At 62.3% G+C, this 19,610-nt stretch carries 22 protein-coding genes; 11 read left to right on the forward strand and 11 right to left on the reverse strand.

All coding sequences use genetic code 11. The annotated features are described in order from the left end of the window. Positions 1–344 precede the first annotated feature (344 nt). A complete protein-coding gene (locus EB233_RS32185) occupies positions 345–1,070 on the forward strand; it encodes a helix-turn-helix transcriptional regulator (RefSeq protein WP_064991629.1) in 726 nt (241 codons plus the stop codon). A gap of 1 nt (position 1,071) precedes the next feature. On the opposite strand, the gene EB233_RS21735 is transcribed toward EB233_RS32185, so the two are convergent. The 5 genes from EB233_RS21735 to EB233_RS21755 all read right to left on the reverse strand — a co-directional run bounded on the left by EB233_RS21735 (position 1,072) and on the right by EB233_RS21755 (position 5,336). After that, complete coding sequence (locus EB233_RS21735) at positions 1,072–1,350, reverse strand: hypothetical protein (protein ID WP_155765439.1); 279 nt, start codon at positions 1,348–1,350, stop codon at positions 1,072–1,074. A 164-nt stretch (positions 1,351–1,514) separates the two neighbouring features. After that, positions 1,515–2,768 (reverse strand): L,D-transpeptidase family protein, encoded by a 1,254-nt coding sequence (locus EB233_RS21740; protein WP_064991631.1) that lies wholly within the window; start codon positions 2,766–2,768, stop codon positions 1,515–1,517. A gap of 351 nt (positions 2,769–3,119) precedes the next feature. After that, the gene (gene ldtR, locus EB233_RS21745; RefSeq protein WP_013896002.1) at positions 3,120–3,635 is read right to left on the reverse strand and encodes a transcriptional regulator LdtR; all 516 of its coding nucleotides are present in this window, start codon (positions 3,633–3,635) and stop codon (positions 3,120–3,122) included. Between the two features lie 238 nt (positions 3,636–3,873). Continuing rightward, on the reverse strand, positions 3,874–4,296 hold the full coding sequence (locus EB233_RS21750; RefSeq protein WP_027051509.1) for a DUF6163 family protein: 423 nt from the start codon (positions 4,294–4,296) through the stop codon (positions 3,874–3,876). Then, a complete protein-coding gene (locus EB233_RS21755; protein WP_064991632.1) occupies positions 4,293–5,336 on the reverse strand; it encodes an enoyl-CoA hydratase/isomerase family protein in 1,044 nt (347 codons plus the stop codon). Before EB233_RS21755 ends, EB233_RS21750 begins: the two co-directional genes overlap by 4 nt. A 162-nt stretch (positions 5,337–5,498) precedes the next feature. On the opposite strand from EB233_RS21755, the gene EB233_RS21760 reads away from it, so the two are divergent. From EB233_RS21760 to EB233_RS21780, 5 genes are all read left to right on the forward strand, one after another. Next, complete coding sequence (locus tag EB233_RS21760; protein WP_064991633.1) at positions 5,499–6,320, forward strand: DUF2066 domain-containing protein; 822 nt, start codon at positions 5,499–5,501, stop codon at positions 6,318–6,320. Positions 6,321–6,410: 90 nt separating this feature from the next. Next, positions 6,411–7,442 carry a porphobilinogen synthase gene (hemB, locus tag EB233_RS21765; RefSeq protein ID WP_064991634.1) on the forward strand — a complete coding sequence of 344 codons (1,032 nt, stop codon included), beginning with the start codon at positions 6,411–6,413 and terminating at the stop codon, positions 7,440–7,442. A gap of 264 nt (positions 7,443–7,706) precedes the next feature. Further along, positions 7,707–8,249: a glyoxalase superfamily protein gene (locus tag EB233_RS21770; RefSeq protein WP_064991635.1), complete on the forward strand. Its 543-nt coding sequence runs from the start codon at positions 7,707–7,709 to the stop codon at positions 8,247–8,249. A 128-nt stretch (positions 8,250–8,377) separates the two neighbouring features. Further along, on the forward strand, positions 8,378–9,025 hold the full coding sequence (locus EB233_RS21775) for a dihydrofolate reductase family protein (RefSeq protein ID WP_064991636.1): 648 nt from the start codon (positions 8,378–8,380) through the stop codon (positions 9,023–9,025). A gap of 118 nt (positions 9,026–9,143) precedes the next feature. Further along, complete coding sequence (locus EB233_RS21780; protein ID WP_064990865.1) at positions 9,144–10,334, forward strand: integrase core domain-containing protein; 1,191 nt, start codon at positions 9,144–9,146, stop codon at positions 10,332–10,334. Positions 10,335–10,397: 63 nt separating this feature from the next. Here EB233_RS21780 and ppk2 read toward each other — a convergent pair whose 3' ends face one another. After that, a complete protein-coding gene (ppk2, locus tag EB233_RS21785; RefSeq protein ID WP_064992315.1) occupies positions 10,398–11,318 on the reverse strand; it encodes a polyphosphate kinase 2 in 921 nt (306 codons plus the stop codon). Positions 11,319–11,598: 280 nt separating this feature from the next. Between ppk2 and EB233_RS21790 the strand changes: the two genes are divergently transcribed. Then, positions 11,599–12,642 (forward strand): aldo/keto reductase, encoded by a 1,044-nt coding sequence (locus EB233_RS21790; RefSeq protein ID WP_064992314.1) that lies wholly within the window; start codon positions 11,599–11,601, stop codon positions 12,640–12,642. Positions 12,643–12,711: 69 nt separating this feature from the next. Here the strand turns inward: EB233_RS21790 and EB233_RS21795 are convergent, their stop codons facing one another. Further along, the gene (locus EB233_RS21795; protein ID WP_064992313.1) at positions 12,712–13,683 is read right to left on the reverse strand and encodes a glycosyl transferase family 90; all 972 of its coding nucleotides are present in this window, start codon (positions 13,681–13,683) and stop codon (positions 12,712–12,714) included. Between the two features lie 157 nt (positions 13,684–13,840). Next, positions 13,841–14,812, reverse strand: a complete 972-nt coding sequence (locus tag EB233_RS21800; RefSeq protein WP_064992312.1) for a glycosyl transferase family 90 — start codon at positions 14,810–14,812, stop codon at positions 13,841–13,843. 198 nt (positions 14,813–15,010) lie between these two features. On the opposite strand from EB233_RS21800, the gene EB233_RS21805 reads away from it, so the two are divergent. Further along, positions 15,011–15,157 carry a hypothetical protein gene (locus tag EB233_RS21805; RefSeq protein ID WP_081294369.1) on the forward strand — a complete coding sequence of 49 codons (147 nt, stop codon included), beginning with the start codon at positions 15,011–15,013 and terminating at the stop codon, positions 15,155–15,157. Positions 15,158–15,209: 52 nt separating this feature from the next. Here EB233_RS21805 and EB233_RS21810 read toward each other — a convergent pair whose 3' ends face one another. Both EB233_RS21810 and EB233_RS21815 read right to left on the reverse strand, forming a co-directional pair. Then, positions 15,210–15,470 (reverse strand): DUF982 domain-containing protein, encoded by a 261-nt coding sequence (locus EB233_RS21810; protein WP_027051500.1) that lies wholly within the window; start codon positions 15,468–15,470, stop codon positions 15,210–15,212. A gap of 103 nt (positions 15,471–15,573) precedes the next feature. Next, positions 15,574–16,239 (reverse strand): GntR family transcriptional regulator, encoded by a 666-nt coding sequence (locus EB233_RS21815; RefSeq protein WP_064992311.1) that lies wholly within the window; start codon positions 16,237–16,239, stop codon positions 15,574–15,576. A 116-nt stretch (positions 16,240–16,355) separates the two neighbouring features. Between EB233_RS21815 and EB233_RS21820 the strand changes: the two genes are divergently transcribed. Together EB233_RS21820 and EB233_RS21825 are read left to right on the forward strand one after the other, a co-directional pair. Then, positions 16,356–17,645: a multidrug efflux MFS transporter gene (locus EB233_RS21820; RefSeq protein ID WP_064992310.1), complete on the forward strand. Its 1,290-nt coding sequence runs from the start codon at positions 16,356–16,358 to the stop codon at positions 17,643–17,645. After that, on the forward strand, positions 17,642–18,004 hold the full coding sequence (locus EB233_RS21825; protein ID WP_064992309.1) for a DUF423 domain-containing protein: 363 nt from the start codon (positions 17,642–17,644) through the stop codon (positions 18,002–18,004). Before EB233_RS21820 ends, EB233_RS21825 begins: the two co-directional genes overlap by 4 nt. Before the next feature lie 17 nt (positions 18,005–18,021). Here the strand turns inward: EB233_RS21825 and EB233_RS21830 are convergent, their stop codons facing one another. After that, positions 18,022–18,171: a hypothetical protein gene (locus EB233_RS21830; RefSeq protein WP_081294375.1), complete on the reverse strand. Its 150-nt coding sequence runs from the start codon at positions 18,169–18,171 to the stop codon at positions 18,022–18,024. 360 nt (positions 18,172–18,531) lie between these two features. Between EB233_RS21830 and EB233_RS21835 the strand changes: the two genes are divergently transcribed. Continuing rightward, positions 18,532–19,608 (forward strand): LacI family DNA-binding transcriptional regulator, encoded by a 1,077-nt coding sequence (locus EB233_RS21835; protein ID WP_064992336.1) that lies wholly within the window; start codon positions 18,532–18,534, stop codon positions 19,606–19,608. The last annotated feature ends 2 nt before the right edge of the window (positions 19,609–19,610 follow it).

A 19,610-nucleotide genomic window follows, 5' to 3' on the forward strand; every position in this document is an offset into this window, starting at 1 on the left:
ATGGCCGAGACAGCAGACCGCAAGACGAGCATCAAGCCGATGTCAGAAAAAGGCCGGCACCTGGCGTCAGCGCAAGGCTGCCTAGGGGCACCAGGTGGCCGGCCACACGCCGGCCCCCGCGGTCGACGTGAATATGCGGAGCGCCAGTGTCCACCATTCGGCCAAACATTCGGGTATGAATGCCGGAAGCCGGCGCCGCTCTCTCCCTGGATACGTGAGCATAGTCCAGCATCAACCTCCCGATAGCGCGAGGTTGACAGACGGCTTTCACCGAACGGCAGCCTTGCGGGTCATACCCGGCTGTGCCACGCTGCATCACGGCTGCCGAGCGGGGGGTTCGATCGATGCTGTCGCGGATCATGGCACATGCCGAACCGGCCCTGGCGTCGGAAACGGCCGCGGGCGCAAGCACCGCTTATTTCGCGGCGATGCAAAGCTTCGGCGCTTCCTACCTGCAGACGCGCCTGTACTGGAGGCCGTCGGCGACGTTGACCTCGGCCAGCCATTGGGCGGCCGGCGGTTTCATCACGCGGCTGGCGCCGGCGAACTGGCCGGGCAGCCCGGCATTCGACTATGTCTGCTTCGAGTGCAATCCGCTGCTGGGCGCAATCCGCGAAAGCCGCACGCGCTACCGCTTCTCCGACTTTGCTCCGCGCGACCGCATCCAGTTCGGCGTCTATTGGGAGGCGCTCGGCGAGGCCGGGATCAATGATGCGCTGTGTTCCACCTCCTATGGCGCAGACGGTGCGATAGCCTCGCTGCATCTCGGCTTCCACGAGCGCGACTTCACGGCGGACGAGAGCTTTGCCATCCAGATGGCCGGCCTCGTGCTGACGGAACGGCTGATGAGCCTGACGACGCCACCGCCCGCCGCCACCGTTCGGCTGACACAACGCGAGCGTGACAGCCTGGCGCTGGTCGCGGAAGGCAAGACGGATTGGGAAATCTCGGTCATCCTGGGCATTGCCGAAGCCACGGTGCGCTTCCATGTCGACAATGCCCGGCACAAGCTCGGTGCCGTCAACCGCGCGCAAGCGGTGGCAAGGCTGGTCAATCAGCGGCTGATTTAGGTCAAGCTAAGAGACCAAACCTGAACGCTGCGAACAGCCCGCCTAAAAAGAGGGCCGCCAACACATAATTTGTCCACTTCAATAATATCATAGCCTTTTCTTGCTTTGTTTTTTCCATGGCGGAAATTGGCAATATAGACACTATCGTCACCATCATCCAAATCCCTATTATTGGCGTCCCGCGCCGCCTCAACATAATACTAAATGAGCGAAACTCTTCCGCGTCGCTAAACAATGTGAAACGCGCAACCAAAGCGCCCATCAAGAGAAGGGCGAACATTTTTATGTACCACCGCATCTTTCAGCCCTGAATTTCTGAATTGATACTCGAAATTTCGATCACGGCGGCTAACAACCCGCATCGTGGATTTTGCTTAATGCTTGTGATCCCAACAACCAAAAAGGCCGCCTCGAAGGCGGCCTTTTATCAAAATTGTCAGATATTTAGAGCGAAGACGTGATCTGCAATTCGCTGGCGCCGTCGAGCGCGTAGACGTCGTCGCGGAACTGGACGACGCCAGGTCCGGTCGACCATGCCGACAGATAGAGAAAATGTACCGGCACCGGGTTGGTGACCTGGATCGGCGTGTTCTGGCCGGTCTTGATCGCCGCCTCGAAATGCTGGCGGTCCCAGCCGGGCGTGTCGCGCAGGATCCAGGTGACGAGATCGCGCACGTTCTGGACGCGCACGCATCCCGAGGAATCGAAGCGCATCATCTTGCCGAACAGGCTCTGCTGCGGCGTGTCGTGCATATAGACGCCGTCCGGGCTCGGGAAGTTGATCTTGACCGACGCCATGGCGTTTTCCGAACCGGGATCCTGGCGGAACCGGTACTTGGCGGCATCATCGGTCGACCAGTCGACATTCATCGGATCGACTTCGCTGCCATCCGGCGCGAACAGGCGGATATGGCTGTTCTTCAGATAGTCGGGGTCTTTCCGCATTAGCGGAATGATGTCCTTGCGTACGATCGAGACCGGCGCGTTCCAGTATGGGTTGACGATGATCTCGTTGATCTTGGAATTGACGATCGGCGTCTGGCGATCGATCTTGCCGACGATTGCCGTGTGGCGAAGCACGACGCGATCGTTCTCGACCGCTTCGACCTGCGCCGCCGGAATGTCGACCAGCACATAGCGGCTGCCCAGTGTGCCGGCCTTTTCCTTCAGCCGCTGCAGATTGGTCTGCAGCTGGCCGAGCCGAACCTGCGCCGAAACGTTCATCGCCGCATAAGTGTATTTGCCCATCGAGCCGTCGGCGGGCAGGCCGTGACGCAGCTGGAAGCGCTTGACCGCCGAGTCGACATAGGAATCGAAGGCCGTCGAAATGCCGGCGCTCTGCGACAGGTCACCCGCAACCATCAGGCGCTTGCGCAGCGGTACGACATCGGGATCATCGACACCGAGCTGCAGTTTCTTCGTCGCCGGAACCTCTACCCAGCCGCCCTGGCCGACGATGTTCTGATACTGCGCCACCGCCTGTTCCGTGAACGCAACGGTCTGTGGGCTGAAGATCGGCAGCGTCGAGGCCACCTTGCCGCCTTCGCTGGCGCGGGCGTCGAACTGGTCGTCCCAATTGCCACGCGCCGAAGATTTCAGGATATCCCCGATTACATCCTGCGCATTCGCACGGCCGGCCACGACGGCGGCAGCGAGGGCGGAGGCTCCGGAAAGGAAAAAACGGCGGCTGGTTCTCATGGACGTTCCAGACATAGGTAGCGGTTCGATCACTCGCTGCATTGATCTCGGGCGATCTCACCCGCACTCTAAAATTGGCAATCTTAACAATTAGCCAACCATGGCCCGTATCACGCTGGCAAGAAACGCACGAGGCGCGATACGGTTGCGGGTAGACGCATGGTCTTCACGACAGCATCACTGCCACCCTCGGTTCCATTGGAATATGGCGGCAACGTGGCCTTGCGCCCGATTCGGAGCGCCCGGCACTCCGAAAAGAAAAAGACCGGTGCTTTTCGGCACCGGCCCTGACTGGAGGTCGCTATGTCGGCCGCGCTTCTGTGGCGCGGGCCATATCCGATGCGGATGGGCTTACATCCGGTAGGCGATCGTGTCGTTCCAGAAGCGGTCGAGCCGCTGCAAGGCGCGGTTCATCTGCTTGAACTCGTCGGTGTTGATGCCGCCGACCTGTTCGATCGAGCCGACATGGCGCTCATAGAGACCGGCGACGACGTCCGCCACCTCGTTGCCCTTCGGCGTCAGCGAGACGCGGACCGAACGACGGTCGATGCGCGAGCGCTGGTGGTTGATGAAGCCGAGATCGACCAGCTTCTTCAGATTGTAGGACACGTTCGAGCCGAGATAGTAGCCACGCGAGCGCAGCTCGCCGGCGGTCAGCTCGGAATTGCCGATGTTGAAGAGCAGCAGCGCCTGGATGGCATTGATGTCGGAACGGCCGTTGCGGTCGAATTCGTCCTTGATCACATCAAGCAGGCGGCGGTGCAGTCGCTCGACGAGCTGCAGCGATTCCATGTACAGCGAACGGATAGCCTCGCGGCGATCGTCGGAAACGTTGGCGGTCTTCGCCGCCGGACGCGAATTGATCATTGTCTTTGCCTCTCGTTTGTCGCCCTGGTGATTTTTTGTTTTTCACCTTGATCGCGACACTATCGAATACTCATAAAATTCGACTTAAACGCTAGGGCTAACAAGAGCTTACCGGTAAGTGGTTTCGAAAGAGGCTTAACGAACGGTCACCCGAGTAAGGATAATTAACCTAAAGGCTTAGGCAGATATAGCGGGGCTCGGATCTGGGGTTGGCCAAGTCGCCAACGCCCTCAAAGGCTTAGTGCCGCACGGGGCGTTTCTGCAGCCAGATGACGACGCGAAAGACGATGTAGAGCAGCGCTACGGCCGCGTGCGAGACGACGATGAGTGGCCTGTGGCCAAAAAGCTCGGGAAAGCCGGCATACATGACGGTCTCGGTGACCGCGCAAATGAACCAGATCACCGGCCCCCAAGAGGCCAGCATCCAGAGCCCCGCCGCGGCAAAGGGAAAGAACACGGCGAGCATCACCGCCGCCACCTGCCAGTGGACCGGCATCAGGTCGAAGCGCCATAGCGAGCCCGGGTAGAAGCCGATCAGCTTGATCCAGTACAGGATGCCGAACAACAGGCAGTAGCCCGCGATGACGCGCTGGAACCAGGCGAAGATCACCTCGACCGTCGAGGGCTGCAGCACGACGCGTCTCGAAGTCACCTCGCTCATGCCTCGAGTTCCCGTTCACCGAGCGGGGCGAAATAGGCCTCGACATCCGCCTCCGCGACCGCATCGAGGCTTGCCGGGCGCCATTGCGGCTTCGACCCCTTGTCAATGATGGCGGCGCGGATGCCTTCATAGAAATCGTGGCCGGCAAGCATGCGGTTGAGGATGCGGAACTCCATCTTCATGCAATCGTCCATCGACAGCGTCAGCCCGGCACTGATCTGACGCCAGGCGACGCGAAGGCTGGTCGGCGAGCGCGTGCGCATCGTCGCAAGCGTCTTTGCCGCGAATTCGTCGGTGCCCGCCGCACGGTCCAGGCTGTCGACGACATCCTGCAGCGACGGCTGGTTAAAATGGCGCGAGATCGCCTCCAATGTCGGCCTGTCGCTCTCCCGCCTCGCCTGGACAAAGAAACCGCGCAGCACTGATTCCGGATCGCCGGTCAGCATCAGCCGGTCGAGGAAGCTCGCCTGATCTTCGGCCTTGATGGTGTGGGTGGCCAGTCCCGACCACAGCGCGTCGCCATAGCGGATGCGGTTGCCGGTCAGGGCCAGATACATGCCGAAACAACCGCCCAGGTCCGGCAGCAAATGGCTGGCGCCGACGTCCGGGAAAAAGCCGATGCCGACCTCCGGCATGGCGAACTGGGCGTTCTCGGTCATCACCCGATGCGAACCGTGAAAGGAAATGCCGACGCCGCCACCCATGACGATGCCGTCGATGAGTGCCACATAGGGTTTCTTGAAGCTGTTGATGCGGGCGTTCAGCCGATACTCGTCGGCGAAGAACTCGACCGGCGGCTTCCCGGCCCGGCCGGCCTCATAGATGTGCAGGATGTCGCCTCCGGCCGAAAACGCCCTGCCCTCGGCCTTGACGAGGACGACCTCGACGCCGTCGTCGCGCTCCCAGGCATGCAAGGCCTTGTCCAGCGCCTGGACCATGCGATGGGTAACGGCATTGAGCGCCTGCGGCCGAGTCAGCGTGACGACACCGGCCCTGCCCAAGCGTTCGAAGCGAATTTCGTCGCCTCCACCAAAATCCATCGCCAGAGAATCCCTCCCCCGCGCCTGCGGGAGGAGAAGTGCTAAAGGCGCCGCATGGGTGCGTCAATGGCAGCAGCCTTCTCCCCCGGTCTTGGCGGCCGGCGGTGGCCGATGCTAGACCTTGGCCACCGATAGGACAGGCTAGCAGTCGGACGGTGAACCATGACGCAGCTTTTGCGCTTTGCCTTTGTTTTGAGTTGCCTGTCGGCGTTCTGCGCAAGCAATGTCCGGGCCACGGCAACCGATCTCGGCGATCTCTACCGGTCGCAGACCATCGTCACCGGCCAGGGCGAAGAAAACCGCGAGCTCGGTTTCAGGACATGCCTCGACAAGGTTCTGGTCCGGGTATCGGGCGATCAACGGCTGCTCGCGAAACCCGAAATGAGTGCGCTGCGCGACAAGGCCGGCAGTTTTGTCGACAGCTTTCGTTACCGCGACCGGCTCGAAGGCATTCCGATCCATGACGAGCAAGGCACGCACGACCGGCCGCATGATCTCACCTGCCTCTACAGGCCCGATGTACTCGACAAGGTGCTGGCATCGCTCGGCAGCCGACCCTGGCTTGGCGGCCGGCCGACGCTCGCCGTCTTTCTCGTGACCGAACAGGGCGCGCGGCATTTCGTGCTGAGCGCCGAGGAGGACCGTGGCGAGACGATGCGCGAGTCTTTCGCCAACGCAGCCGATCCGTTGCTGATGCATGTCGCATTTCCGAAGGCCGCGCAGCTAGACGACCTGGGCGAAAAGGTATTGCGCACCGGCGACATGGCCAGGCTGGATCCGTTGGCCAAACAGGCCGGTGGCGCGCAAGCGCTCGCCGGCAACATGGTGTGGAGCGACAAGGAGCTGGGCTGGATCGCCGATTGGCGGCTGGCCGATAACGGCAAGACCTATCGCTGGCAGGTACGTGGCGTCAGCTTCGACGAGGCGTTTCGGGTGGCGATAAGGGGTGCGGCGCAGATTTTGTCGGGAAACGGACAGCCTTGAGAGGAGCTGCGCTCAACCCCTGGCACAATCGTGTCGCATTGGTCTGTGGCAAAAGCTCGTGGTAAAAGCCGCCGAAAGAGAGTTTTGGCCATGAACAAATTCACCGCGACAAAGCCGGCCGGCACGCGCAGCGTGGACGATATCACCAGCAGCCGTCGCCTGCGCCGAATGCGCAAGGCCGACTGGTCGCGCCGTCTGGTGCAGGAGAACCGGCTCACCGTCGACGACCTGATCTGGCCGATCTTCGTCGTCGAGGGCAAGGATGTGCGCGAGCCGATCGCCGCCATGCCCGGCGTCTTCCGCCTGTCGATCGACCTTGCCGTGAAGGAGGCCGAACGCGCGGCCAGGCTCGGCATTCCGGCCCTCGCCACCTTCCCGAATGTCGACCTGGCCTTGCGCGACCAGACCGGCTCGCACATCCTCGACCCGGAAAACGTCATCAACCGTGCCAGCCGCGCCATCAAGCACGCGGTGCCCGGGATCGGCATCATCACGGACGCCGCGCTCGACCCGTTCACCAGCCACGGCCATGACGGCATCCTGCGCGACGGCATCATCGTCAACGATGAATCGGTGGAGCAGGTCGCCGCGGCGGCCGTCATCCAGGCGGCGGCCGGGGCCGACATCATCGCGCCGTCCGACATGATGGACGGCCGCATCGGCGCCATCCGCGACGCGCTCGACGCCAACGGGTTTCAGGACGTGGCGATCATGTCCTATGCGACGAAGTTCGCTTCGGCCTTCTACGGCCCCTATCGCGAGGCGGTCGGCACCGCCGGCCTGCTCAAGGGCGACAAGAAGACCTATTACATCGACCACGCCAATTCGGACGAGGCGGTGCGCGAGGCCGAACAGGATATCGCCGAAGGCGCCGACATGCTGATGGTCAAGCCCGGCCTGCCCTATCTCGACATCATCCGCCGGCTGAAGGACGAATTCCACATGCCGACCTTCGCCTACCAGGTGTCGGGCGAATATTCGATGATCAAGGCGGCGGGCGCCAATGGCTGGATCGACGGCGAGAAAGCGATGCTGGAATCGCTGCTCGCCTTCAAGCGCGCCGGCTGCGACGGTATCCTGACCTATTTCGCCCCTGAAGTGGCGCAGATGCTGAAGGGGTAGCCCGCGACTTCCCCCGGGCAATGCCTTCAGGAGATGTCAGCACTCTTTCGACCGGCCGGCGGTTCTTTCGAATACGCGCTGACAAAATCCGCTGCCTCCGGCTATGATGCCGGCACGGCCGGAGGCGGCCGGCAGCCCGCGCCCCACCAAGGGGTATGGCGAACGCCTCCAGAGGATGCTTCCTGACCCCGTTTCACCCGTCAGGCGAAGGCGTTGGCAATGCGGGCACTGACGAAGACCTCGCCGTGACCCGAGGAAACGGATATGCTTGCCTATCGTGATGCCAAGACCATGGCAAAAGCCATGCGGGAGGCGCTTGCCGCCCGCGACCTGACGATCAGCCATGGCGAGGCCCTGGAGATCGTCGCGCGCCAGTTCGGACTGGCGACCTGGAATATCCTGTCGGCGAAGATCGAAGGGCCGACAGCCCGGCAGGAGACGATCGTCTTCGAACGGACGGCGCCGATCGTGCGCATCTTCGACATTGCCAAGGCGCACGAATTCTATCTCGGCTACCTCGGCTTCAGTGTGGACTGGGAGCACCGCTACGGCGACAACTTCCCGCTTTATACCCAAATCTCGCGCGGCAACCTTGTCCTGCACCTGTCCGAACATGCCGGCGACGCGACTCCGGGTGGCAACATGGTCATCTATATGCAAGGTATCCGCGACTTCCACAGAGAGCTTGCGGCCAAGGACTACCGCTACATGAAACCCGGGTTGGAGCAGGAGGACCGACGGCTGACGGTCGAAGTCATCGATCCGTTCAGCAACCACATCCGCTTCATGGAGCTTGCCGGCGAATGAGCTGACAGGCGGCCGTCCCGCCGGCCGCCATCATATTATTCGTCGCCGAAAATACCGCTTGCAACTTGCAATCACATTGCTAAAAGATAACCACTTGCAAAATACAATCGGTTATCGAGGAGGCCTTCATGTCCAAGCTGCGTGTCAACGCGTTCACCCTGTCGCTCGACGGCTATGGCGCCGGTCCGGATCAGGACCTGCAAAATCCGCTCGGTGTCGGTGGGGAATCCTTGCACAAGTGGTTTGTCGACACCCGCACCTTCCGCGAGATGGTGCTCAAAAAAGATGGCGGCACCAACGACATCAACGAGGCGTTCGCGGCGCGCAGTTTCGAAAATGTCGGCGCCTGGATCCTCGGCCGAAACATGTTCGGGCCGATCCGCGGGGAATGGCCCGACGACAGCTGGAAAGGCTGGTGGGGCGACAACCCGCCCTATCACGTGCCGGTCTTCGTGCTGACGCACCACGAGCGCGCGCCCATCACGATGGAAGGTGGCACGACCTTCCATTTTGTGACCGACGGCATCCATTCGGCACTGGAGCAGGCGAAGGCGGCGGCTGATGGCAAGGATGTGCGGGTCGGCGGAGGTGTCGCCACCATCCGGCAATATCTTCAGGAGAAACTGATCGACGAGATGCATCTGGCAATCTCGCCGGTGTTGCTTGGCAAGGGCGAGAACCTTTTTGCCGGCCTCGATATGGTGAAGCTTGGCTACCAATGCAGCGATCAGGTAGCGACGGCGCTTGCCACGCATGTGGTGATCAAGCGAGGTTAGGCTCTTTCTCCCCGTTCTACGGGGAGAAGGAAGAACCCCTGTCCGAACCGGATAGATAGGTAACAGAATGGACTGATTAGATGGGTGACAGTTTTCTTGTCCGCCGGGAGGACCGGCGATGGTTTGGCGAGAGACTGGCATCATGGATGAGCGGCTCCGGTTTGTTGTGGACTGCCTTTCTGGCGAGGAGACGATGACGCAGCTGTGTGCGGCCTACGGCATCTCGCGCAAGAGCGGCTACAAATGGCTAGGGCGTTATCGGGAGTTTGGTCCGGAAGGTTTGCACGATCGGCCGCGAGCGCCGCTCAATCACGGCCGGGCGACGGCCGAGGATTTGGTGGGGCGGATCGTGGCTATGAAGGAGATCCACCCGCTGTGGGGGCCCAAGAAGATCATGGCCAGGCTCAAGCGAGCGGAGCCCTGCTGCGGCTGGCCTGCGGTCTCGACGGCCGGTGAGATTCTGAGGCGGCATGGACTTGTGGGGCGTAGGCGCAAACGCTGGAAGGCGGCAGGCAATGGGCCATGGCCGGAAGCTTCGGAGCCGAACGCGGTGTGGACCGGGGACCACAAGGGTTGGTTCCGGACCCGCGACGGATGGCGTTGCGAACCGCTGACGGTGATGGATGTGTCGAGCCGCTACCTATTGGGGCTCGAGGCAACAAGCTCGACGGCGGATGAAGAAGCCTGGCCTGTGTTTGAGCGGTTGTTTGAGGAGAACGGCCTGCCGGATCGGTTCAGAAGCGACAATGGCTCGCCATTTGCGTCGGCCGGCGTCGCCGGGCTGACGCCGCTTGCGGCGCGCTTCATCAAGCTCGGCATCGCCCTTGAGCGCATCCAACCGGGCAAGCCGCAGCAGAACGGGCGCCATGAGCGTTTCCATTTGACCATGCTGCCGATGGCCAAGGCACCGGAGGCCGACAGGGCGGCTCAAGCCCAGGCCTTCGAGGCCTTCCGGCGCAGCTACAATGAAGAGCGCCCGCACGAGGCGCTTGGCATGGGCACCCCATCACAGCATTATTGTCCCTCAACCCGTCCCATGCCCAGGAAGCCCCCCGAGCCGGATTATCCGGCCGAGGCGGCGGTGCGCAGCGTGCGCCAGAACGGCGCCGTCAAATGGCAGGGCGCCGAAATCTACGTCTCGGCCACGCTGGCAGGCGAGCCGATTGCCATCGAAGAGACTGAGAACGGCGAATGGGCGATGCGCTTCTATGCCCATCCGCTCGGCTTCATCGACCACAAGCACATGAAACTGGTTCGCCGAAGCGCCACACCAACCAAACCGCCTGGCGCGGCGGCGAACCCATCATAAGGGGGAGAACTGTTACCCATGTATCCGGTTCAAACTGGTACCCATCTATCGGCTGGACACCCCTCAATACTTCTCCGGCACGTAGAGCTCGTGCGGCAGGACCTGGCGCTCGTATTCGGGATTGAAGACGCGCTCCGGCAGAGTGATCTCCTCGTGCGGCACCTCTTCATATGGCAGCTGCTTGAGCAGATGGTCGATGCAGTTCAGCCGTGCGCGCTTCTTGTCGTTGCCCTCGACGATGAACCAGGGCGCCTCGGGAATGTTGGTGCGGGCGAAGGTCTCTTCCTTGGCCTTGGTGTACTGTTCCCAGCGCACGCGCGACTGCAGGTCCATCGGCGACAGCTTCCACTGCTTCATCGGATCGTGGATGCGCATCAGGAAGCGCATCTGCTGTTCCTCGTCGGTGATCGAGAACCAGTATTTCACGACAGTGATGCCAGAACGCACCAGCATGCGCTCGAACTCCGGCACGTCATGGAAGAACTCCTCGACCTGGTCGTGCGACGCAAAGCCCATGACCCGTTCGACGCCGGAGCGGTTATACCAGGAGCGGTCGAACAGCACGATCTCGCCACCAGCCGGCAGATGCGGGACGTAGCGCTGGAAATACCATTGCGACTTCTCGCGCTCGGTCGGCGCCGGCAGCGCCACGACGCGGCAGATGCGCGGATTCAGCCGCTGGGTGATGCGCTTGATGACGCCGCCCTTGCCGGCGGAATCGCGGCCCTCGAAAATCACCACCAGCTTCTTCTTGTGATAGGCGACCCAGGATTGCAGCTTGATCAATTCGGACTGCAAGGTGATCAGGTCGCGAAAGTACTGAATGCGATCGATCGAAGGCGGATGCGCGTTCTTGTAGATCTTGGCGATTTCCATCGACAGCGCAGGCTCCGATATTTCGAGCTCGTAATCTTCGTCGAGCGTGTCGGCGAGCTCGGCTTCGAGCCAGTCCTTGGCAGGGGAATTCTGTCTTGGCTCGGTCATATCAGTCGCTCCGCTAGCAAGCCCTGTCGGTTCATGTCGGCACCCCAAACTGCTGACCCGCAGCCCGGAATGGAAACACCTTAGCCGAATTCAATATAGGCCGGCGGTGACGGTTTTATTGCAGCCCGAGCACGATTGCCGCCATCGCGGATTTGGCGAGGTCCAATCGATCCATCGTCATTGCATGGCGACAGGCCGGCCGAATTGTCCTACAAATCCCGGGTCGCATTCCGGGCTGTCCTTGGTGGCGCCCCAATTCAACACAATCGCGAGGACTGATATGGAATACCGCACCCTTGGCCGTTCCGGCCTTAAGGTTTCGACACTGACTTTGGGCACCATGACCTTCGGCGGGACAGGCCCGTTCGCCGCGGTCGGCAACAGCGGTCTTGCCGAAGCCAGGCGCATGATCGACATGTGCATCGACGCCGGCATCAACCTCATCGACACCGCCAATGTCTATTCGAATGGCTTGTCGGAGGAGATCATCGGCGAGGCACTCGGCGGCAAGCGCAAGAACGACGTGCTGATCGCGTCCAAGGCACGCATGCGGATCGGCAGCGGACCTAACGACGAAGGTCTGTCGCGCCATCACCTGATCCGCGAATGCGAGAAGAGCCTGAAGCGGCTGAAGACCGATGTCATCGACATCTATTTCGTGCACCAGTGGGACGGCCTTACGCCGGTCGAGGAAACGATCGCCGCGCTCGACACCTTGGTCAGCCAGGGCAAGGTGCGCTACATCGGCTGCTCCAACTGGTCCGGCTGGCAGGTGATGAAGGGGCTCTCGATCAGCGACAGCCGTCACCAGCAGCGTTTCGTCACGCAGCAGATCCATTACACGCTGGAGGCCCGCGAGGCCGAGTATGAACTGCTGCCGATCTCGGTCGACCAGGGCCTGGGCGTGCTGGTCTGGAGCCCGCTCGCCGGCGGGTTGCTGTCCGGCAAATACGATCGCGACAGCCCGACGGCACGGCAGCTCGCCGGCTGGTCCGAGCCGCCGATCCGCGACGCGGACCGGCTCTGGCGGATCGTCGACGTGCTGGTCGAGATCGGTGGGGCACGCGGCGTTTCGGCGGCGCAGGTGGCGCTTGCGTGGCTGCTCGGTCGCCCCGCCGTTTCCTCGCTGGTCATCGGCGCTCGCAACGACGCCCAACTCAAGGACAATCTCGCGGCAGCAAGCCTGGAACTCAGCCCTGAGGAGCGCCAGCGCCTCGACGCGGTCAGCCGGCCGCCCCTGCTCTACCCCTATTGGCACCAGCAATTGACGGCGAAGGCGCGCTTTGGTGCCGCCGATCTCGTGATCGACCGCAGCGGCGTATAAATACAGGTTCTGACGAGAAGCCCGGCGGGCCGGAGCCCGCCGGGCTCCGCCTTCTGACGCGGGAATTGTTCATCCCATAATATAGCGCCAGACCTCCGCGTCAGGTTTGATCTGATCGCTGAGGACGAAGTATTTGTAGAGCGCGAGCAGCGAGATCGCCTCCTCGGCCCATTGGTTGGAAAACTTGCGGCAGTATGCGTTGGCCGCGGCAATGATGCGTTCGGCCGCGGTCGGGTATTTTTCGAAATAGCTGACCTTTTCGGCAAGATCGGCGAAATCCGGATCGAGTGGCACATAGTGGACATTGGCTTTGAGCCGGCTCTCGGCAAACCATGTCTCATAGGTCGGGGCCGGCATCAGGCAGAGCGAGTTGGAATTCATGATCCATTTGAGGTTGGTCGCCACGTCATTGCCCTCGAGCGAGACGATGTAGCGGTAGCGCAGGTGCTGGCTGATGGTGAGAAAGGGCTTGGCGTACTCGGCAGGTGCATTTTGCTTGTGCGAACCGACGTCGCAGAACGCCAAACCGCGCGCGGCGTCGAGAAATCGTGTCCTGATCGGATTGTTGAGATCGCCGCGCCAGACCACCGCCGGAAGCTTGTCGGTGAACGCGATGGCGTCCGCGGGCATGTGGAAGTGCCGGAATTTGTTGAATTTCATGATGACCGAATTGCCATTATCGGCGTGGATCGGCCGATTCTTGACGAATGAAGGGACGTCGGGCACCCCGATGACGTCGCCAAACTCCAGGTCGAGGCGCAACCCAGCGTCGAAGTAGCGGGCAAACTCCTTCAGGTCGTAATAGTACATGCTGCGTGCCGACGGCAGGTTGTCGATACGCACGGCGTACGTGCTGGGCAGGAAGGCATCCTGCAATTTGTTGTAATAATTCAACCGCCGCCGCACGGCCTCGTCCGAGAGCCTGGCCTGCTCGAGGCGGCCGGCCAGCCGTCGTCGGAAGAGTGCCTGCGGTGCGATATCGCGCATGACGTTTCGCGCATAATAGAAAAGCTTCTGCGTCGTTCGTTTCAGGCTGGCCATGGGTCACGTTGATCAGGACAAACGTGACGAAAACACACGACAGCCGGGTTTGTTCCCGCACCCCGCCCCAACGTCGTTGGTCCAGATATTTCGCTGGCCGCGGCATCATCCAAATGCTCGCAGGGCTTTGGCTGCAACGAGCCCCGCGATGCCGAGACTAGCCCGTAATGTAGCGCCAGACCTCGGCATCCGGTTTGATCTGGCCGCTCAGCACGAAATATTTGTAGAGCACCAGCAGCGAGATCGCCTGTTCGGTCTGTTCGTTGGCGAATGTCCGGCAATAGGCGTTCGCAGCCGCAATGATGCGGTCTGCCTCTGCCGGGTGCCGTTCGAAATAGGCTACATGTTCGGCAACATCGGAGAAATCAGCTGCAAGCGGCACATAATGGACATTGGCCTCGAGGTGCCGTTCCGCGAACCATGTCTCGTAAGTCGGCGGCGGCATCAGGCAGAGCGACTTCGAGCTTAAGATCCATTTGAGGTTGGTCGCCACGTCATTGCCTTCGAGCGACACGATGTAGCGGTAGCGCTGGTGCTGGCCGATGGTGAGAAAGGGCTTGGCGTATTCGGCCGGCGCGTTCGGCTTGTGCGAGCCGACATCGCAGAACGGAAGGTCGCGCACCGCTTGCAGAAACCGTTTCCTGATCGGATTGTTGAGATCGCCGCGCCAGACCACGCCCGGCAGCTTGTCGGCGAACGGGATGGCGTCGGCCGGCATTTGGAAATGACGAAACTTGTCGAGCTTCATGATGACCGCGTTCTTGTCGTCATCACGGATCGGCCGGTCCTTCACGATCGAAGGCACTTTCGGCACGTTCCGGACGTCGCCGAATTCGATGTCGACAAGCAACCCCGGATCGAAGTAGCGGGCGAATTCCTTCAGGTCGTAGTAGTACATGGTTGGCGTGAAGGGCAGCTTGCTGATGCGCACGGCATTGGCGCTTGGCGCGAAACCATCCTGCAGCTTGTTGTAATAGTTCAAGCGGCGGCACGCCGCCTCATCGCAAATCCGGGCCTTTTCAAGGCGAACGGCCAGCCTGCGGCGGAACAAGGCTTGGGGAACGATATCGCGCGCGACGTTTCGCGCATAATAGAAAACCTTTGCCGACGTTCGCGCAATTGAGGCCATGGTTCACTTGATCAAAACAAACGGGCAGCTCTCAATACGCTGGCGCCCCGCGTTTCCTACATCATTGTGGCGGCCATCTGGCAAGCCCCTGCGGATCTGCGAGACCTGAGTCCGCGCACTGTCGCTTCAGCTGTTGTGTTTGACGGCTAATGCTCCTAGGCAGGGTCAGAGCCGCAAGGCAGGGCAAAAGGAGCCGATATGGCGCGAGCACCAAACTACGACCAGGAACGCAAGGAACGCGACCGGCAGAAGGCGGCGAAGAAGGCTGAAAAGCTGGCGGCCAAGGTTGCCGCGCGCGAACGTTCAAAGCCCGAGGCCGAGACCGAGACCGACACAGCGGAATGACGGCAAAAGGCCCGCGAATGCGGGCCCTTGCCTCAACCCGCATCGCCCTGCGTCAGGCGGGCGCCTTGTCGCTGACAAAAACGTCCACTTCCCGTGCCGCGGCGATGAAGGCGCGCCGGGCGTTCATCGCCGGCTTGTCGCCGGCCAGCGCGTCGTGGCAGGCCTGGAGCGCGGCGCGATGCTTGGGACTGCGCTTGCCGGGCCAGCTGTTGAGCAGGTAATCGGAAGCCTCGCGGGCCGTGCGCAAGAGCTGAGTGCTTCCCGCCGTGACGGACTTGACGGTCACGGGTGTATCAAATCGGTTGTTTTCCATTGCCGCTCTTACGCCATCGGCATCCGCGAAGCGAGGCCGAAAGTGCGCGGCGGAGCTGGACTCGCTTTTTTGCCCGGCGAGTGCCCAGCCCAGACCGGCAGCGCTAGGCAGCAACGACGGCAAAGCCCCTGGCGCGGAGACCGCGTCGGTCGTTGGCAAGCGACGTCACCAGCCGGTCGCGGCTGCCGCTGATATGATCCGAGAGCCGGCGCGCCGCTTCATCGGCATCGCCAAGACGTGCCGCCGCCAGAATGGCCCGATGTTCGGCCCAGGCGCGGCCAAGCGCCGCTTCGTCACGCACCTCCAGCCAGCGGGCGCGCGACAGGCGCGTCATGGCATCGCGCACGGCCCGGAACAGGAATTCGTTGCCGGACAGGCGCGCCAGTTCGATGTGAAAGTCCATGCCGACGCGATGCCATTCCTCTCGCGCGGTGTTTTCGTCGCAGGAATCGAGCATCGCCTCGATGACGTCGATGGCGCTCCCGTCGACGTGCGCGCATGTCAGCCGCAGGGCCGCGACCTCGACCGCTTCGCGATAGACCGCGATCTGCTCGAGTTCGGCGAGGTTGATGGGCGACACGGTCCAGCCGCGGCCATCCCTGCCCACAAGGCCCTCGGTTTCCAGGCGCAACAGGGCTGCCCTGACCGGGGTGCGCGAGGCGCCGAAGCGGCCTTCGATCCAACGCTCGGTCAATTTCTCGCCGGGGCCGACCTCGAGGCCGAGGATCATCTCGCGCAACTGTCGTTCGACATTCTGCATCTGCGACATTGGGCTGCCCTTTCTTGAAGCCGCATTGACAGCAGCAGGCATGAAGTTCATGACGGATACCAATTTGGTATCCCAAAGTGGTATCCGCAACAAGCGCTGATATCGGCAGGCAGGAAATGGCACAGGAACACACGCAAAGCGGCTACAACATCCACTGGCGGCGCAATCTCGCCGTCTGTTTCGCGGGCTCGTTCAGCACGCTCATCGCCATGACGCTGCTGTTGCCTTTCCTGCCGCTCTATGTCGAACAGCTTGGCGCGCAGGGCCATGCGGCCATCGTGCAGTGGTCCGGCATAGCCTATGGCGCGACGTTCTTCGCAGCCGCCTTGGTCGCGCCACTGTGGGGACGGTTGGGCGACCGTTACGGCCGGAAAGTGATGCTGGTGCGCGCCAGCTTCGGCATGGCGATCTGCATGTCCTTGACGGGCATGGTCGAGACGGTCTGGCAATTGGTGTTGCTGCGCCTGCTGATAGGCTTTGCCGGCGGCTATTCCTCGGGTTCGACAATATTGGTGGCCATGCAGACGCCCAAGGAGCGCTCCGGCTGGGCGCTGGGCGTCCTCTCCGCCGGGATCACGGCCGGCTCACTGGTCGGCCCACTGCTTGGCGGCGCGCTGCCGCCGCTGATCGGCATCCGCACCACTTTCCTGTTGTCGGGCGGCGTCATCTTCCTCGCCTTCCTGGCGACGACCTTCCTCATCAAGGAGACCCCGCGCCCGAAGCCAGCCAATGCCGCCTCGACGGCAAAGCCGAAAAGTGGCTGGTCACAAATCCCCGACAAGCGCCCGGTGGTGGCGATGCTGACAACCGGCATGCTGCTCGCCTTCGCCACCATGTCGATCGAGCCGATCATCACCGTCTATGTGCAGCAGCTCATCGAGGACCAAAGCCGGGTGACTATGGTTGCCGGCGTGGTGATGTCGGCGGCCGCGCTCGGCACAATTCTGTCGGCGTCGTGGCTCGGCAAGCTTGCCGACCGTATCGGCCACTGGAACGTCGTCGTCGGGGCCTTGGCCGTCTCGGCCCTGCTGCTCATCCCACAGGCATTCGTCACCAATGGCTGGCAACTGATCGGTCTGCGCTTCCTGATGGGCCTGGCGCTTGGTGGCTTGCTGCCTTGCATCACCAGCGTCATTCGCCACAACATTCCCGATGGCGTCGGCGGCAACGTGCTTGGCCTGGCGATTTCGGCGCAGTATGTCGGACAGGTCGCGGGGCCACTGGCCGGCGGCTTCGTCGGCGGCCATTTCGGCATGCCGGCGGTGTTTCTCGGTACGTCGGCGCTGATGGCCGGCGGCGCCGTCTACAATTGGATTGTCCAGTCGCGGCGGACACGGCATATGGCGCTGGAAGCGAGTGAGCCCAGACAGACTACGCCTGCCCCGAGAGGAAGCCAGCCGACATGAATACCGCCGGACCAACCAGCCGTCTCCTCGTGCTTGCCGGCGGTCTCGTCGGCGCGGCGGGCGTGGCGCTATCGGCGGCGGCCGCTCACCGCGGCGGCGCCTTCACCGGCACGGCCGCGTCATTCCTGTTGATGCACGCGCCTGTCTTCCTGGCCGTCGGCCTCATCGGCGCGAATCGCGTTCTGCGCATCGCGAGTTTTGTGCTGCTTGCCGGATTGGCGCTGTTCGCGGGCGATCTCCTCGCCCGCGATTTCCTGGGATCGAGACTGTTTCCAATGTCGGCGCCAATCGGCGGCACCCTGCTCATCGCCGGCTGGCTGGGGATAGCCCTTTCCGCGCTGGTGCGTCCGCGTCCCTGAGGCCAAATGCGCCGAGATCAATCCCGGGACCGTTCGATGCGGAACCAGCGATCGCGATTGCGCTCCGCCGGTTTCGTCAGGCGCCGCGCCTCCGGCCGCTTGGTCGCCGGCGCGATGCCCCAGTAGTTGCGGTAGATGTCCTCGAACAAGTGCTTGATGGGATGCATGGTCTTTCTTCCTTTGAATCGATCCAATCAATGGCCTAAAAAATGTCGCGCCGATCGGCTGCGCTTGCACTCCACAAGGAAGCGGAGATCACGAATCCGTGGGCCAGCCCTGCCCCGACGCCTGGAGGCGTTGGCGCCCAACCCGAGATCCCAATCGTTGCAATGGAGATCTTCGATCCGATAGTTGACGGGATGCATGGCGCACCTCCCCAGGTCACATCGCGGAGCAAATCCGCCATTTTGGATCGATTCAAACCTAAGCGCACACGCGTCGCTGGTCAAGCAAATTTTGAATCGATCCAACGAAAGTGCTAGATGCAAATCTGGAACATGCTAAATGCATATCAGGAGGCACGCGCAATGGCGTCACTCACCGCAGGCAATCGAAGACCCGTCCGGCTGGCCGATATCGCCAAAGCCGCCGGTGTTTCGCACGGCACCGCATCCAATGTCTTCAGCCGTCCCGAGATCGTCCGCGAGGAGGTCCGCGAACGGGTCAAGGCCGCGGCCGAGGCGATGGGCTATGGCGGGCCGGACCCCAAGGGTCGCTTGTTGCGAGCCGGCAAGGTCAACGCCATCGGCGTCGCCACCGCCGAGCCCCTCTCCTACTTTTTCGACGATCCCTTCGCGCGGGTCATGATGGCGAGCATCTCGCAGGCCTGCGACGCAACGGGAGCCGGTATCTCCCTGGTCTCGGCCGCCAACAACGAACAGCTTGCCTGGAACATCCAGAGCGCCCTGGTCGACGGCTTCATCGTCTTCTGCATCGAAGGCGGTTCGCGCCTGGTGGAACTGGCGCGTGAGCGCAAGCTGCCCTTCGTGGCCCTAGACCTGGACTCCCAAGATGGAGCGGTCGCCGCGATCGGCGTCGATAACGTCGCCGGCGCCAGCCTGGCAGCCCGCCATCTCACGGGTCTCGGACATCGCCGCTTTGCCGTTCTGGCGCTGTCTTTTGCCGACGGCAGCACGGGCCTCGTTTCACCCGAGCAGGTTCGCACCGCGACCTATGCGGGTACACGCGACCGGCTCACCGGCTACTTCCAGGAGCTTTCGCGCGTCGGTGTCGACACGTCCAGAGTGCCCGTTTACGAGACCGCCAACGATGCGGCGAGCACGAAAGCGGGGCTCGAAACAATCTTCGCGGCCAAGGAGCCGCCCACGGCCATACTGGCGATGTCGGACAAAATAGCCCTGGTGACGCTCGAATGGTTGAGCGCGCGCAAGCTCAACGTCCCCAAGGATGTTTCCGTCGTCGGGTTCGACGGCGTGCCGGAAGCAATCGTGTCCGAGCCGCCCTTGACCACGATCGCCCAGCCGATAGCCGAAATGGGCCGCCTTGCCGTCAAGGCGATCCTGGAGAGCGACGGCAAGGTCAGCCGGCAGTTGCTGCCGGTCGAATTGATCGTGCGCGCCTCGTCGGCCGCACCGCGCGGCTGAAC

The organism is Mesorhizobium erdmanii (assembly GCF_013170725.1).
GTDB lineage: Bacteria > Pseudomonadota > Alphaproteobacteria > Rhizobiales > Rhizobiaceae > Mesorhizobium > Mesorhizobium erdmanii.

What these genes read in the sequence shown, in the direction of transcription:
- EB233_RS32185 (WP_064991629.1), top strand. Translation starts at nt 345, where the DNA reads ATGCTGTCGCGGATCATGGCACATGCCGAACCGGCCCTGGCGTCGGAA.
- EB233_RS21735 (WP_155765439.1), bottom strand. Translation starts at nt 1,350, where the DNA reads ATGTTCGCCCTTCTCTTGATGGGCGCTTTGGTTGCGCGTTTCACATTG.
- EB233_RS21740 (WP_064991631.1), bottom strand. Translation starts at nt 2,768, where the DNA reads ATGAGAACCAGCCGCCGTTTTTTCCTTTCCGGAGCCTCCGCCCTCGCT.
- ldtR (WP_013896002.1), bottom strand. Translation starts at nt 3,635, where the DNA reads ATGATCAATTCGCGTCCGGCGGCGAAGACCGCCAACGTTTCCGACGAT.
- EB233_RS21750 (WP_027051509.1), bottom strand. Translation starts at nt 4,296, where the DNA reads ATGAGCGAGGTGACTTCGAGACGCGTCGTGCTGCAGCCCTCGACGGTC.
- EB233_RS21755 (WP_064991632.1), bottom strand. Translation starts at nt 5,336, where the DNA reads ATGGATTTTGGTGGAGGCGACGAAATTCGCTTCGAACGCTTGGGCAGG.
- EB233_RS21760 (WP_064991633.1), top strand. Translation starts at nt 5,499, where the DNA reads ATGACGCAGCTTTTGCGCTTTGCCTTTGTTTTGAGTTGCCTGTCGGCG.
- hemB (WP_064991634.1), top strand. Translation starts at nt 6,411, where the DNA reads ATGAACAAATTCACCGCGACAAAGCCGGCCGGCACGCGCAGCGTGGAC.
- EB233_RS21770 (WP_064991635.1), top strand. Translation starts at nt 7,707, where the DNA reads ATGCTTGCCTATCGTGATGCCAAGACCATGGCAAAAGCCATGCGGGAG.
- EB233_RS21775 (WP_064991636.1), top strand. Translation starts at nt 8,378, where the DNA reads ATGTCCAAGCTGCGTGTCAACGCGTTCACCCTGTCGCTCGACGGCTAT.
- EB233_RS21780 (WP_064990865.1), top strand. Translation starts at nt 9,144, where the DNA reads ATGGTTTGGCGAGAGACTGGCATCATGGATGAGCGGCTCCGGTTTGTT.
- ppk2 (WP_064992315.1), bottom strand. Translation starts at nt 11,318, where the DNA reads ATGACCGAGCCAAGACAGAATTCCCCTGCCAAGGACTGGCTCGAAGCC.
- EB233_RS21790 (WP_064992314.1), top strand. Translation starts at nt 11,599, where the DNA reads ATGGAATACCGCACCCTTGGCCGTTCCGGCCTTAAGGTTTCGACACTG.
- EB233_RS21795 (WP_064992313.1), bottom strand. Translation starts at nt 13,683, where the DNA reads ATGGCCAGCCTGAAACGAACGACGCAGAAGCTTTTCTATTATGCGCGA.
- EB233_RS21800 (WP_064992312.1), bottom strand. Translation starts at nt 14,812, where the DNA reads ATGGCCTCAATTGCGCGAACGTCGGCAAAGGTTTTCTATTATGCGCGA.
- EB233_RS21805 (WP_081294369.1), top strand. Translation starts at nt 15,011, where the DNA reads ATGGCGCGAGCACCAAACTACGACCAGGAACGCAAGGAACGCGACCGG.
- EB233_RS21810 (WP_027051500.1), bottom strand. Translation starts at nt 15,470, where the DNA reads ATGGAAAACAACCGATTTGATACACCCGTGACCGTCAAGTCCGTCACG.
- EB233_RS21815 (WP_064992311.1), bottom strand. Translation starts at nt 16,239, where the DNA reads ATGTCGCAGATGCAGAATGTCGAACGACAGTTGCGCGAGATGATCCTC.
- EB233_RS21820 (WP_064992310.1), top strand. Translation starts at nt 16,356, where the DNA reads ATGGCACAGGAACACACGCAAAGCGGCTACAACATCCACTGGCGGCGC.
- EB233_RS21825 (WP_064992309.1), top strand. Translation starts at nt 17,642, where the DNA reads ATGAATACCGCCGGACCAACCAGCCGTCTCCTCGTGCTTGCCGGCGGT.
- EB233_RS21830 (WP_081294375.1), bottom strand. Translation starts at nt 18,171, where the DNA reads ATGCATCCCATCAAGCACTTGTTCGAGGACATCTACCGCAACTACTGG.
- EB233_RS21835 (WP_064992336.1), top strand. Translation starts at nt 18,532, where the DNA reads ATGGCGTCACTCACCGCAGGCAATCGAAGACCCGTCCGGCTGGCCGAT.